Below are 13,456 nucleotides of genomic sequence, written 5' to 3'. Positions count from 1 at the left end.
CTCCGACTGCCGGGTTCGGTGGGGCCGCGACCGGAGGCGCCAGCCCAACCGACAGGAGTGGCCGATGAAGACCGACCGTCTCGAAACCGCTGTGCCCGCCGGTGTTGACCCGCACCAGTACACGCGCGCGCTATCCCGAGTTCACGAGGCGGTGCTGTCCGGGCAGCACCCGCCCGTGCAGCCGCGGCCGCTGATCCGCCAGTCCTGGGGTCGAGTGCGCCGCCAGGGCGTCGACCCCGACCGCGGCGGCGGCTGGCGGACAGCCTCCTCAGGCGAGGTCGAGGAACGTCGCGCCGCCTGCGGTCTCACCGAGGACGCGCTGCTCGCGCTGCGAACCGGCTTGGTGCCCGTGGCCCGGAGCGCGGGTCACATCGTGGTCATCGTCGACGTCGACGGCCGCGTGCTGTGGAGGGACGGGCATCCAGCAGTGTTCCGGCGCGCTGACCGGCTGGGCCTCGTCGAAGGGGCCAGCTGGGCCGAGAGCGCGGTCGGTACCAATGCCATCGGCACCGCGCTGGTCGAGGACCGGCCGGTGCAGGTCCACTCGGCCGAGCACTTCGTCCGCACCCACCACTCCTGGACCTGTTCGGCGGCGCCGATCCACGACGCCGCCGACGGACGACTGCTGGGCGCGGTCGACATCAGCGGTCCCGCCGACACCGTGCACCCCAGCACGCTGGCGCTGGTGCACGCCGTCGCCGGTCTCGCCGAAGCCCGGCTGCGCGAGGCTCACCGCACCCGCCTCGACAGGCTGCGCGCGATCGCGACGCCGCTGCTGGCCAAGCTCGACGGGCGAGCTCTGGTGACCGACCGCCACGGCTGGGTCGCCGCCTCCACCGGGCTGCCGCCGACCGACCGCGTCGTGCTGCCGGAACGCGCTGACGCCGAGCAGGTCTGGCTGCCCGCGTTCGGGACTTGCTCGCTTGAACCGCTCCCCGAAGGAATCCTGCTGCGCCCGCAGGAGGGGCGGTCGGTGGCCGGAACCCGGCTGGTGCTCGACGTCGGCGCCGCTCGGCCCACGCTGACCGTGCACCGGGAAAGCGGCACCTGGACCTATCTCCTCAGCGGCAGGCACGCCGACATCCTGGTCCACCTGGCCGCGAACCGGGCGGGCAACAGCGCCGCCGATCTCGCCGAGCACCTGTTCGCCGATCGCACCAGGACCATCACCGTCCGCGCGGAGATGTCCCGCCTGCGCAAGCGGTTCGCCGACCTGCTCGACCACCGGCCGTACCGCTTCCTGCCCGACCTGGACATCACCGTCGCAACGTGAGGTATCAGGCCGGCTCGGGCGACCGAGTCCGGCGCGCCCCCGACTCCCTCCACCCCACGGCGTGGCCGGTTCCTGACGCAGGTGGAACCGCTGAGCACACGAGAGGAATTCGACATGACGGACACCATGCACGCAGCGGTCTACCGAGGACGGCGCAGTCTGAGCGTCGAGGAGGTGCCGGTGCCCGCTCCCCGGTACGGCGAGGTTCTCGTCGAGGTCGGGCTCAACGGGATCTGCGGGACGGACCTGCACGAATTCTTCGCGGGACCGATCTTCGTCCCCGACGGCGTCCCGCACCCCTTGACCGACAAGGCGATGCCGCTGGTCATGGGCCACGAGTTCTCCGGCACGATCCGCGAAGTCGGCGCCGGTGTGACGGGCTGGTCAGCGGGAGACCGGGTGGCCGTCGAGCCGGTCTACCGGTGCGGCGAGTGCGCCCCGTGCGCGGCGGGCCACTACAACATCTGCCAGAAGATCGGCTTTCACGGGCTGATGTCCGACGGGGGCATGGCCCGGTACACGACGGTGCCGGACTACATGCTGCACCGGCTGCCCGACTCGGTGTCGCTGGAGCTGGGCGCACTGGTCGAGCCGATGTCGGTCGCCTACCACGCGACGACGCTGGCCGACCTGAACCCCGGGGACACCGCGCTGGTGTTCGGTGCAGGCCCGATCGGCATCGGAGTTTTCCACGCGCTGCGCGGGCAGGGTATCGAGAACACGCTGGTGGTCGAACCTTCGGCGACGCGGCGCGCGGCGATCGAGCGGCTCGGTGCCCGCACCGTCGACCCCGCGGACGTGGACGTGGCCGCGCTGGTCGCCGATGAGACCCGAGGGACGATGGCGGACGCGGCTTTCGACGCGGCAGGCGTCGCGGCTGCGGTGCGCACCGCGCTCGGGTCGGTCGGTTCCCGCCGTCCCCTGGTTGCTGTCGCGATCTACGAGACGCCACTCGAAACACCACTGCTGGAGCTGGTCATGCGCGAATCCCGCATCCAGGGGTCGCTGTGCTACACGGGCTCGGATTTCGAAGCGGTCATCGCCTTGATGGCCGAGGGCAAGTACGACACCACGGGCTGGGTGGAGGCCATCGCGCTCGGCGATGTCGTAGCCGAAGGCTTCCAATCGCTCCATCGTGGCGAGAAGATGAAGGTGCTGGTCGACCCGGCCCGGTGACCGTCGGGAAGCGGTTGAGACGCCTGCCGGCCGCGAGCGAACGGGCTGGATGTGGACGCGTCGCAGGTGAGCAGCGGCTCGGCCGGGGCGTCGGCACTTCCTGCGAGGGTGAGTCGTTGGTACTGCAGGAAGCCCGGATCGACGAGCATCGGAGGAGTCCGCCATGAGCCTCATCGGCACCGTGCTGGGGTACGTCCTGACGGCGTACCTGCTGCTGCTCATCGCTCGGATGGTGCTGGATTGGGCTCGGGCGGCGACCGAGGGGCCGCACTGGGTGAGGCGCGCTCGCGCGGTGACCCACGCCGGGACCGAGCCGGTGATCGCGCCGGTGCGGCGGGTGTTGCGGCCGGTGCGCGTCGGCGGGATCTCGATCGACCTGGCCTTCACCGCTGTGTTCGTGGTCGTGCTGATCCTGCGTTCGGTCGCCTTCAACCTGTAGCGGCGTTCGGGCGGTTGCTCGCTCGTCCTGACAACGCGGCAACGTGGCGGATGTCAGGACGGCTGGCAGCGGGGGCAGCAGACGGTGCTGCGCTCTGCGACCTTGCTCCGGCTCAGAGGTGTCGAACACCGCGGGCACCGGGAGTCGTGCTCCTCCCGGTGCCCGGTCAGCCAGGACGGGTGGTCGGGAACGTGCCCGACGCGGGACGAGCTGCGCAGCACCGAGCCGACCACGCGGCGCAATCCTTCGACGTCGGGGAGCTCCGGTATGTCACGGGTGGTCGTCGCCTGGCGTGTGCGGATCGGTTCCCTGCCCGAAGGTCGCCAAGCGCTCGACGAGGGCGCCGTCATCGGGATCCAGGGGCATCGGCTGCTCGACGTGCCCGGTGCGGTCTCCGGTGGCGAGCACGCCCAACCAACCCGCCGCCTCGTCCGGATCGGGGAGAAGCGAAGCGGCGTCGGCCTCCTGCCCGACGCGGTAGTAGCGGCGGCCTTCCTCGGTGAAGCTCCAACCGAGGTACGGCGTCCACTCCACGGATATCTCCGGCGCGCCGCTGACCACGATCTCGACGGTCATCCGCTGCCGGTCCAGGCGGGCGGTGTCCAGTTCGATCTCCATCGCCCGGGCGGCCTCGCGGACGGCGTCCAGGTAACCGGCCACCGCATCCACCGTGCCGAGCCGCCCATCGGTGCGGTCGCGCACGTGCCTGTCCAACGGGTCACCGTTCATCGCCGAGCTCCACCAACCTTCGCAGGCGGGGGTCAGCACCCACCCGACTCACCTCGGTGTTCCCGCCACCAGCTGGTCACAAAACCAGAGGTTTCGCCGGTGATCGGCGCTCTCCTGATCTGCGCTCGGCCCCGATGCGCCATCAGCCTCTGCCGGGCGATCGGGTTCACGCGACCGGCTGGGACCGCCGCTTGTGGTCGTTGTCCTGGTGGCCGCCGTGGGGGCTGGTCAACCGGGCGCGGATCTGCTGGCCCTGCTCGCGGGCGACTCCCGTCGTGTCGAACGGTGTTGCCATGACCAGCGCTGCGGCTCCTTGTGTCCAGGTCTGGTCGTCCGAGCGGTCTACTTCGACGGGGATGCGGCTGCGGAGGGCGGGAAGGTGGGCGCGGAGTGCGGGGTCGAAGCCCGGGCGCCAGTGCTGCCAGGCGGTGGTTCCCTCACCGTAGATCGCGACCGTTTCGGGATCGACGATGTTGACCAGACCGGCAACCGATCGTCCGAGGATTTCACCGGCGTCGTGGAGGATCGCTTGTGCTGGTCGCTCTCCCCGGTCCGCGGCGGTGTGGAGATCGGCGATCGTCTCGTCGGCGGTCAGAACGCCCTCGCGGCGTCCTGCGGAGACCAGCGCGCGATCACCGATGATCGCTTCGAGGCAACCGTGGTTGCCGCACACGCATTCCGGTCCGTTCGGATCGACCGGTGTGTGGCCGAGCTCGCCGGCGTCTCCGTGCGCGCCTCGGTACACCACACCGCCGGCCACGATCGCCGCTCCGATGCCGGCTCCGATGGTGACGATCAGGAAGTCGCGGTGTTGGCGGCCTCTGCCGTAGAGGCAGTCAGCGGCGGCCAGGGCGTTGACGTCGTTGTCCACCAGCACGGGCAGCCCGAGGCTGGTCCGCAGTCGTCGTCCGAGAGGCAGGCCGCGCCAGCCCAGGATGTCTGCGTTCACGACTCCCTCGGCGGGATCGTGGACCCCGCCGGGAACGCCGAGTCCGATTCCCAGGATCGAGCTGTCGTCCCCGTCGATGCCGTCGATCACGGCTGCGAGTGTGTCGGTGAGGTGGCCGAGCGCGTCTGCGGAAGCGGGATCGAAATCGTGGACCGAAAGATCGCGCACGGTCCCGTCGAGTTCGACGTCGGAGATGGCGAGGCGGTCCGGGGCTATCTTGACTCCCAGCGCGCGCTTGGGTGACCCGGCCAGGCCGAGCAGCTGCGCGGGTCTGCCACCGCGGGAGGGAGCTGACGCGAGTTCTTCGAGCAGGCCGTGGGAGATCAGTTCCTTGGTCACCTGGGTCACGGTCGCCGGGCTGAGACCCAGCCGATGCGCGATCTCGGTCCGGCTCAAGGAACCGGACGTCCCTGCCAGGGCGAGGACGGCCGCGCGGTGGTGGTCTGTCGACGGTGAGGCCACCAAGCAACCCCTTTCGCTGTTTCTAAACGAAGTACCAGATTAGGTGCCCGCCCCAAGGGGGTCAACGCGGGGGCTCCTTCGCTGCCGTGTGGTGATGTGAACTGCGATTACTGCTGACGTGAGGGCTGGGCCGGTTGCGTTCGGATTAGGTCGACCTCGCCCCTTGACGTGGCTGCCGACACAGCTTAACTTTCTACGCACTTAAATTAATCACGAATAAACCCGCCGAGGGCTTCGGTCTGCCCAGCTCAGCGCCACCCCCATCGCACTGGTTGGCCGTTCCCGGCTCCTCAACGATCTTGAGTTGGCCGCGGGATCGCCCCATCACGGCGGGCGGCCGAATGGCCGCAACACCGTCTCTGCAACTCGTGACTGGCTCCGCGCAGCCAGTCAGAGGTCGAACAAAGGAGATCGACGTGAATTTGAGACGCGCTACGACTGTATCGATCATGATCTCGTCGTTGCTGCTCGCCGCCGCGTGCGGCAACGGCTCCCAGAATTCGCAGCAGTCCGACAAGCTGGAAGGTCGAGGGCCGATCACCTTCGCCACCGGCAAGGACGACGGCTCCGGGCTCAACCCGAGGATCGTCGACGAGTGGAACCGAACTCACCCGCAGGAGCCGGTCCGCCTGATCGAGCTGCCTGCCTCGGGCGACGACCAGCGGCAGCAGATGATTCAGAACGCGCAGACGAAGTCGGACGCGTTCACGGTGCTGGACCTGGACAACGTGTGGATGTCGGAGTTCGCCGCCAACCGTTGGATTTCGCCACTGCCCAAGGAGCAGTTCGACACCTCGAATTTCTTGCGGCCGAACGTGGAGACCGCCGAGTATCGCGGCCGTCTGTTCGCCGTTCCCCACGGCTCGGACGGCGCGATGCTGTACTTCCGCAAGGACCTCCTCGCCAAGGCAGGCGTTGCTCCACCGAAAACCTGGTCGGAGATGCAGCAGACGTGCGCGAAGGTGCTCGCGCTGCCCGAGGCCGCCGGAATGTCCTGCTACACCGGTCAGTTCGAGAAGTACGAGGGCATGGTCGCCAACTTCGCCGAAGCGGTGCACAGCGCAGGCGGCGAGATCGTGGGAGACGACGGCAAGCCGCACGTCAACACGCCGGAAGCCAAGCGCGGTCTGGACTTCCTGGTCGAGGGATTCCGCTCGGGAATGATCCCCAAGGAAGCGATCGCCTTCAAGGAAGCCGAGTCGCGCAAGGCGTTCCAGGACGGCAAGCTCGTCTTCACGCGCTGGTGGCCCGCCCAGTGGGCGAGCTTGAGCAAGACCGACGGCTCTTCCTCGGTGGCCGGGAAGTTCGACGTCGCTCCGCTGCCGGGACTGTCGGGCCCGGGTGTGTCGAGCCTGGGCGGCCACAACCTGGCGATCTCGGCCTACGGCAAGAACAAGGCCACCGCGCTGGACTTCATCAAGTTCCGCACCGGTGAGCAGCAGCAGAAGTTCGCCTTGGACCTGGCTGCCTCGGCGCCCTCGCTGGCTTCTGTCTACGACGACCCGGCCCTGCAGGCGAAGTACCCCTACCTGCCGGTGCTGAAGGACTCGATCACCCGCGCCGAACCACGCCCGCGAGTCATCAACTACGGAGAGATGACTCAGGCGATCCAGGACGACGCGTACAGGGCGCTGACCGGCGACAAGAGCTCTCAGCAGGCGCTCGCCGACATGCAGAGCCGGCTGGAGCAGCTGAGCAAGCCGTGACGCACGAGCGCACGAATGCGAGGGATGTCATGACGATGGCCGCGGAGCGTCCCACCGACGAATTGAGTCAGGTGCGCACGCCGGGCGAAGACGGTAATCGGAGGAAAAACCCGTCCGGTAGAGCCGCGTCGACCGCGAGGCTCGCTGGTCTGCTGGTTTCACCGACGTTGCTGGTGCTGGGACTGGTCGTGGTGTACCCACTCCTGTCGGCGTTGCGGCAGTCCTTCTACACCGAAGGCGAGAACGTCGACCCCGAGGGGTTCGTCGTTGAAGGTGACCAGTTCGCCGGGCTCGCCAACTACACCAACGCGGTCGTGGGCGAGGGCGCGGGCCGATTCTGGAACGCGATGTTCAACACGACGTTCTTCACCGTCACCACGGTCACCTTGGAGGCGCTGCTGGGCGTGGCGATGGCGCTGATCATGCACCGGGCGTTCCGTGGCCGGGGCCTGGTGCGGGCGAGCGTGTTGGTGCCGTGGGCGATCCCGACCGCGGTCTCCGGTTTGCTGTGGCGGTGGATCTTCGCCCCAGACGGGGTCGCCAACACCATGCTGGGGCAACAGGTTCTGTGGAGCGCGGACGGCCCGCAGGCCCAGCTCGCGGTCATCATCGCCGAGGTGTGGAAGACCGCCCCGTTCGTCGGGTTGCTGACTCTCGCGGGCCTGCAGATCATCCCGAACGAGGTCTACGAGGCGGCCAAGGTCGACGGCGCCACCGCGTGGCGGCGCTTCTGGAACATCACGCTGCCACTGGTCAAGCCCGCGCTGCTGGTGGCGGTGCTGTTCCGGATGCTGGACGCGCTGCGCATGTTCGACCTGCCGTTCGTGCTGATCGGACAGCAGAAGCACTCGGTGGAAACGCTGTCCATGCTGGCCTGGCAGGAGGCCACCAACGTCCACTACGGCCCCGCAGCGGCCTACGCCACGATCATGTTCGGATACGTGGCCCTCGTCGCCTTCGCCTTCGTCAAGTTGCTCGGCGCGGACGTCATCGGCGAGGCCCGCAACCGGCGTCGCGAGGGACGGAAAGCCCGCTCCAAGCCGGGAAAGGCGGTGACGGCATGACCACCCACGCATCCGCACGCGGTTGCGGGCGGGAACCCGCTTGGAAGCGCTGGCTGCCGAACCTCGGGATCGTCGTCATCGTCGGGTTCTGCCTGGCGCCGTTCTACTGGATGGTGATCACCGCCTTCCGGCGCCCATCGGACCAGTACGACACCTTCCCGCTCCCGCGCATCTGGTCGGTGGACAACTTCCTCGCCGTCTTCGCACCGGACACCGGTTTCGGCCGCGCCTTGGCCAACAGCCTCGCCGTGGCGGGGGTGACCACGGCGCTCACCCTGGTCGTGGGGATATCCACGGCATACGCCCTGGCACGACTCGACTTCCGCGGAAAGAACCTCGTGCTGGCGCTGATCATCGCCTGCAGCATGTTCCCGGGCATCTCACTGGTGGTGCCGCTGCTGAAGCTGTTCACCAGCATCGGCTGGATCAACACCTACCAGGCCATGATCACGCCCAGCCTGTCGTTCGCGCTGCCGCTGGCGGTGTGGAACCTGACGACGTTCTTCCGGCAGATGCCGGTCGAACTCGAACAGGCGGCCATGATCGACGGTTGCACGCCAGGACAGGCGTTCCGGAAGGTGATCCTGCCGCTGGCCGCCCCGGGCGTGTTCACCACGGCGATCTTGACCTTCATCATGGCCTGGAACGAGTTCATCATCGCGCTGTCGATGGTCAACGAGAAGGAGATGCAGACGGTCACCGTCGCGATCTCCAAGTTCACCGGCTCGCAGGGGTTCGAGCAGCCCTTCGGCACGCAGATGGCCGCCGGTGTCGTCGTCACCGTCCCACTGGTGATCGCCGTGCTGATCTTCCAGCGCCGCATCGTCGCCGGCCTCACCGCCGGCGGCGTCAAGTAACCCGCAACTGCCCGCACACCATCCGAGGAGGACCTCACCGATGCACGACAACGACTTGATCGATTCGCACCAGGGATCCGCACCGTGGTGGCGAGACGCGGTGATCTACCAGGTCTACATCCGCAGCTTCGCCGACGGAAACGGCGACGGCATGGGCGACATCGCCGGAATCCGGTCGAAACTGCCCTACCTGCGCGACCTCGGTGTTGACGCCATCTGGATCAACCCCTGGTACCCGTCACCGCAGGCCGACGCCGGCTACGACGTCGCCGACTTCCGCGACATCGAGCCCCGGTTCGGCACCCTCGACGACGCCGACCAGCTCATCGCCGAGGCGCACGAGCACGGCATCCGCGTCATCCCGGACCTCGTGCCCAACCACACCTCCGACCAGCACGTCTGGTTCCAAGCCGCGCTGGCGGCCGGGCCCGGCAGTCCCGAACGCGCGCGCTACATCTTCCGACCGGGCCGCGGGCCGGACGGCTCGGAGCCGCCGAACAACTGGAACTCCTGCTTCGGCGGCCCGGCATGGACGCGGGTGAGCGAACCCGACGGCAGGCCGGGGGAGTGGTACCTGCACCTGTTCGCCCCGGAACAGCCCGACCTGAACTGGGCGCACCGCGAGGTCCGGGAGGAGTTCGAGTCGGTCCTGCGGTTCTGGTTCGACCGCGGCATCGACGGCTTCCGCATCGACGTCGCCCACGGCCTGATCAAGGACACCGATCTCCCCGACGTCGTCGCACCGCAGGGGTCCGGGTACGTCTACCCCGAGGGCGAGCACCCGCACTGGGACCGCGATGAGGTGCACGAGATCTACCGGGGCTGGCGGCGCATCGCCGACGAGTACCCCGGCCACCGGAAGTTCGTGGCGGAAGCCTGGGCCGATTCCCCGCAACGGCTGGCCAACTACGTCCGCGCAGACGGCCTGCACACCGCGTTCAACTTCGATTTCCTGCAGGCGACCTGGAACGCCGAGCGGCTGCGCGAGGTCATCGACACCACCACCTCGAGCCTGAACTCGGTGGGCGCCCCGGCGACCTGGGTCCTGTCCAACCACGACGTCCCTCGCCACGCAACTCGGTACGGACGCCCGCCCGTCGACTGGGTTCCGGGCCAGAACTACAGGGCGGCCGGAGAGGCGGACCCGGAGCTGGGCACTCGCCGCGCTCGCGCCGCAGCGCTGCTCATGCTGTCGCTACCCGGCGGCGCGTACATCTACCAGGGCGAAGAACTGGGCCTGCCCGAGGTCGAAGACCTCCCGGAGGAGCTGCTCCAGGACCCGGTGTGGGAGCGGTCCGGGCACACCGAACGCGGCCGGGATGGTTGCCGAGTGCCGATTCCGTGGTCCGGTGAGAAGCCGCCGTTCGGCTTCAGCCCCGCCCACGCCACGGCTGACCCGTGGCTGCCGCAGCCGGAATCCTGGAAGGACCGCACGGCCGAGGCGCAGACCGGCGATCCCGGTTCGATGCTCGAGCTCTACCGCTCGGCCCTGCGCATCCGCCGCGAGAACCCCGCGCTCGGCGAGGGAGACCTGGCCTGGAACGACGCAGGTGAAGGCGTCCTGTCGTTCACCCGCACGCCCCGCTTCGCCTGCGTCGTCAACCTCTCGGGGCAGCCCCACCGACTGCCCGTGCACGACCACGTGCTGCTGGCCAGCGGCGAGCTGGAAGACGACCTTCTCCCGCCCGACACGGCGGTCTGGCTGTCCCTGTGATCACCCGCGGTCGAGGAAAGAGGTAACTGATGACAACCATCACCTATGACAAGGCGACCCGGCAGTACCCGGGCGCCGACCGGCCCGCGGTGGACGACCTGGCTCTGGACATCGCCGACGGTGAGTTCCTCGTCCTGGTGGGTCCGTCCGGATGCGGGAAGTCGACCAGCCTGCGGATGCTGGCAGGGCTCGAGGACGTCGACTCCGGCGCGATCCACATCGGCGACCGCGAGGTCACCCACCTCTCGCCGAAGGACCGGGACATCGCGATGGTTTTTCAGAACTACGCGCTGTACCCGCACATGACCGTGGCGCAGAACATGGGCTTCGCCCTGAAGATCGCCGGATCACCGAAGGACGAGATCAACCGGCGGGTCGCCGAGGCCGCGACATTGCTCGACCTGGAGCCGTATCTGGATCGCAAGCCCAAAGCCCTCTCCGGCGGGCAGCGGCAGCGGGTGGCCATGGGCCGAGCCATCGTCCGCGAACCCCAGGTGTTCCTCATGGACGAGCCGCTGTCCAACTTGGACGCCAAGCTGCGCGTGTCAACGCGTGCGCAAATCGCCGCCCTGCAGCGCCGGCTCGGTGTCACGACGGTCTACGTCACCCACGACCAGGTCGAAGCCATGACCATGGGCGACCGGGTCGCGGTGCTCAACAACGGCGTGCTCCAGCAGTGCGCCTCCCCGCGCGCTCTCTACGAGCGGCCCGCGAACGTCTTCGTCGCCGGCTTCATCGGCTCGCCCGCGATGAACCTCGCCACCTGCGAGCTCGTCAACGAAGGGACGCAGCTGGGCGGACTGTTCCTCCCGCTGCCGCGAACGACCAGAGAAGCGGCCGGCGCCGACGGTTCCTCCACGGTCACACTCGGGTTCCGGCCGGAAGACCTCGACATCGTCGGTCCGGGCGCAGAGGGATTGACGGGCACGGTCACGCTCGTCGAGGAACTCGGCTCCGACGCCTACGCCTACTGCAGGCTCACCGAAGGCGACCGCACCCACGGCGAGGTGGACGTCATCGCCCGCGTCGACCCGCGCACCGGCGTCACCAAGGGCGAGCAGATCCACCTGCGCCCACGGCCGGAGGCACTCCACGCGTTCTCCGCGACCACCGGCGAACGCCTTCCCGCCTAACCAAGCCACCCCGGTGCGGGCGGACATACCGCCCGCACCGGTACCACCACGGCTCCAGTCGCCGCCGGGCAACGGCTCTGTCATCAGCAGCGGAGCGACTTCACGAAGGTGGATTGACTACCGATCAACGACCAGATCGTGCATCTGCACACCGACGACGTGAGCGTCTAGGCGGGTGGACAGGCGGGTGGGCTCTCGACTTCATGAACAGCGCGCACGTGCTTCTGGCTATGCGGTCCGCGAGGTGCTGGAGCGTTCGGCCGTGTGGGCGGCGATGTCGCGGCCGACCTGGTAGCCGAAGACCATCGCGGGGCCGATGTTGGCGCCGTAGCCTGGATATCCGCCGCCGAAGACGCTGACCGCTGCGGTGCCCACGGCGTAGAGGCCGGGGACTGATTCGCCGGTGGCGGTCCGGACCTCGTTGCGGTCGTTGACGGAGAGTCCGGCGTAGGTGCCCAGATCGCCCATCTGGATCCGCACCGCGTAGTAGGGCGCGGTGTCGATGGGGGCGAGGTTCGGGTTGGGCTCGTGCTCCACGTCGCCCTTGAAGTGGTGGAACCAGTTGGAGCCCCGGTGGAACCGCGTGTCGGTTCCCTCGGCTGCGTCGGCGTTGAACTCCGCCAGCGTGCGCTCGAGGTTGTCACCGGGGACGCCGATGCGGTCCGCCAGCTCCTTCACGGAACCGGCTTCGACGAGGTACCCGACCTTCTTGTAGTACCAGGTCGGCAGCGGCCACGGCTTGGCGTAGCCGATGCCGTACCGGCGCATGGCCTTGCGGTCGGCGATGATCCAGGCCGTCGTGTCCCGTTCGCCTGCGCTGTCCCGGAGCATCTCGACGCCGAAGTCGTGGTAGGAGTACGACTCGTTGGCGAAGCGGTGGCCGAGCCGGTTCACCGCGATCAGCCCCGGCAGTCCAAAAGCCCTGAGGTGTGGGAAGACCCGCTGCTGACCGCGCAGGTTCCGCCAGACCGTGACCGGGCCCCACGCAGCGGGCTGGTGGGGCGTGGAGTCGATGACGCCGCCGTGGTCCTTGGCGAGGAAGAAGCCGTCGCCCTGGTGACCGATGGTGGGGGTGACGTGGTCGTCACCGCGGCGATCGTGCCCGAAGTGCTGACTGCGGAGGACCTCGCTTCCCGAGAACCCGCCCGCGGCGATGACCACGCCGCACCGCGCGCGCACGGTGGTCGAGCGGGCCCCTGACAGCACCGCGCCGGTGACGGTGCCATTGTCGTCCTTGAGCACCTCGGTGACGCGAGTCCTGGTCCACATGGGAATGTTCAGATCGCCTGCGGTGGCGATCAGCCGGGTCATCAGCGCGTTGCCGTTGGTTCGAGTGAGCGCCCGCCGCAGCAGGAGGCGTTCCAGCCAGGTCTTGATCAGCCGCCGCTGGACGTAGCCGAACGCCCGCGGTGAGCGGTTTGCCTTGAGGAACGTGGCGATGTCCGGCCCGATCTCGGGCATGTAGCCGAAGACGGTGTAGGTGTGGAGGTACGGCTGCACCCGGAGACGGTGCTCCTTCAGCATCCGGGCGTCGGCCTTCTTCACCGTCAGCGCGCGACCGGACTTGCGCGCACCCGGTGTGTCCATCTGGTAGTCGGGTGCCATCTCGGGGTAGTGGAACTCCACGCGGGTGTTGTCCTCGAAGAACTCCAGCGCCTCCGGAACGAGGTCCAGGAAGCGGCTCACGGCCGCGGCGTCGTAGGACTCACCGGCGAGGGCCTTGATGTAGGTCTCGGCCTCCTCGCGGGTGTCTCCCTCGGACAGTCCTTGCCGGTTGCCGGGAACCCACAGCCAACCGCCCGAGATCGCGGTGGTCCCGCCGAGGTGGGGTTCCTTGTCCACTACGAGGACGTCGAGGCCCTGCCGCTTGGCCACCAGTGCGGCCGAGATCCCGGCGGCGCCGGAACCGACGATCAGGACGTCGCAGTCGATGGTGCTCATGTTCAGCCTTTCG

The 13,456-nt window shown here is 68.5% G+C and carries 12 protein-coding genes; 8 read left to right on the top strand and 4 right to left on the bottom strand.

Annotation, left to right across the window (positions count from 1 at the left end; all coding sequences use genetic code 11):
• Positions 1-64: 64 nt before the first annotated feature.
• The 3 genes from AB0J91_RS08165 (at position 65) to AB0J91_RS08155 (ending at position 2,888) form a co-directional block, all read left to right on the top strand.
• Entirely contained in the window at positions 65-1,273 is a 1,209-nt protein-coding gene (locus tag AB0J91_RS08165) for a GAF domain-containing protein (RefSeq protein ID WP_363865347.1), read from the top strand.
• A 114-nt stretch (positions 1,274-1,387) separates the two neighbouring features.
• Positions 1,388-2,449 (top strand): 2,3-butanediol dehydrogenase, encoded by a 1,062-nt coding sequence (locus tag AB0J91_RS08160; RefSeq protein WP_363865345.1) that lies wholly within the window; start codon positions 1,388-1,390, stop codon positions 2,447-2,449.
• Positions 2,450-2,612: 163 nt separating this feature from the next.
• Positions 2,613-2,888: a YggT family protein gene (locus AB0J91_RS08155; protein ID WP_363865343.1), complete on the top strand. Its 276-nt coding sequence runs from the start codon at positions 2,613-2,615 to the stop codon at positions 2,886-2,888.
• Positions 2,889-2,941: 53 nt separating this feature from the next.
• Here AB0J91_RS08155 and AB0J91_RS08150 read toward each other — a convergent pair whose 3' ends face one another.
• From AB0J91_RS08150 to AB0J91_RS08140, 3 genes are all read right to left on the bottom strand, one after another.
• Entirely contained in the window at positions 2,942-3,238 is a 297-nt protein-coding gene (locus AB0J91_RS08150; protein WP_363865341.1) for a zinc finger domain-containing protein, read from the bottom strand.
• Positions 3,159-3,617 carry a hypothetical protein gene (locus AB0J91_RS08145; protein WP_363865339.1) on the bottom strand — a complete coding sequence of 153 codons (459 nt, stop codon included), beginning with the start codon at positions 3,615-3,617 and terminating at the stop codon, positions 3,159-3,161. Before AB0J91_RS08145 ends, AB0J91_RS08150 begins: the two co-directional genes overlap by 80 nt.
• Positions 3,618-3,783: 166 nt before the next feature.
• On the bottom strand, positions 3,784-5,028 hold the full coding sequence (locus tag AB0J91_RS08140; protein ID WP_363865337.1) for an ROK family transcriptional regulator: 1,245 nt from the start codon (positions 5,026-5,028) through the stop codon (positions 3,784-3,786).
• A gap of 449 nt (positions 5,029-5,477) precedes the next feature.
• Between AB0J91_RS08140 and AB0J91_RS08135 the strand changes: the two genes are divergently transcribed.
• From AB0J91_RS08135 to ugpC, 5 genes are all read left to right on the top strand, one after another.
• A complete protein-coding gene (locus AB0J91_RS08135; protein ID WP_363865335.1) occupies positions 5,478-6,734 on the top strand; it encodes an ABC transporter substrate-binding protein in 1,257 nt (418 codons plus the stop codon).
• 188 nt (positions 6,735-6,922) lie between these two features.
• The gene (locus AB0J91_RS08130; RefSeq protein WP_363865333.1) at positions 6,923-7,798 is read left to right on the top strand and encodes a sugar ABC transporter permease; all 876 of its coding nucleotides are present in this window, start codon (positions 6,923-6,925) and stop codon (positions 7,796-7,798) included.
• Positions 7,795-8,655 carry a carbohydrate ABC transporter permease gene (locus tag AB0J91_RS08125; protein ID WP_363865331.1) on the top strand — a complete coding sequence of 287 codons (861 nt, stop codon included), beginning with the start codon at positions 7,795-7,797 and terminating at the stop codon, positions 8,653-8,655. The genes AB0J91_RS08130 and AB0J91_RS08125 overlap by 4 nt, the downstream gene beginning before the upstream one ends.
• 40 nt (positions 8,656-8,695) lie before the next feature.
• A complete protein-coding gene (locus AB0J91_RS08120; RefSeq protein WP_363865329.1) occupies positions 8,696-10,369 on the top strand; it encodes an alpha-amylase family glycosyl hydrolase in 1,674 nt (557 codons plus the stop codon).
• Between the two features lie 29 nt (positions 10,370-10,398).
• On the top strand, positions 10,399-11,502 hold the full coding sequence (ugpC, locus tag AB0J91_RS08115; protein ID WP_363865327.1) for a sn-glycerol-3-phosphate ABC transporter ATP-binding protein UgpC: 1,104 nt from the start codon (positions 10,399-10,401) through the stop codon (positions 11,500-11,502).
• Between the two features lie 228 nt (positions 11,503-11,730).
• Here the strand turns inward: ugpC and AB0J91_RS08110 are convergent, their stop codons facing one another.
• Positions 11,731-13,443 (bottom strand): FAD-dependent oxidoreductase, encoded by a 1,713-nt coding sequence (locus tag AB0J91_RS08110; RefSeq protein ID WP_363865325.1) that lies wholly within the window; start codon positions 13,441-13,443, stop codon positions 11,731-11,733.
• Positions 13,444-13,456 lie beyond the last annotated feature (13 nt).

The organism is Saccharopolyspora sp. NPDC049357 (assembly GCF_040677225.1).
Classification (GTDB): Bacteria; Actinomycetota; Actinomycetes; order Mycobacteriales; family Pseudonocardiaceae; genus Saccharopolyspora.
The sequence above is the reverse complement of the archived record's forward strand: the minus strand, read 5'-3'. Positions and strand labels throughout refer to the sequence as shown.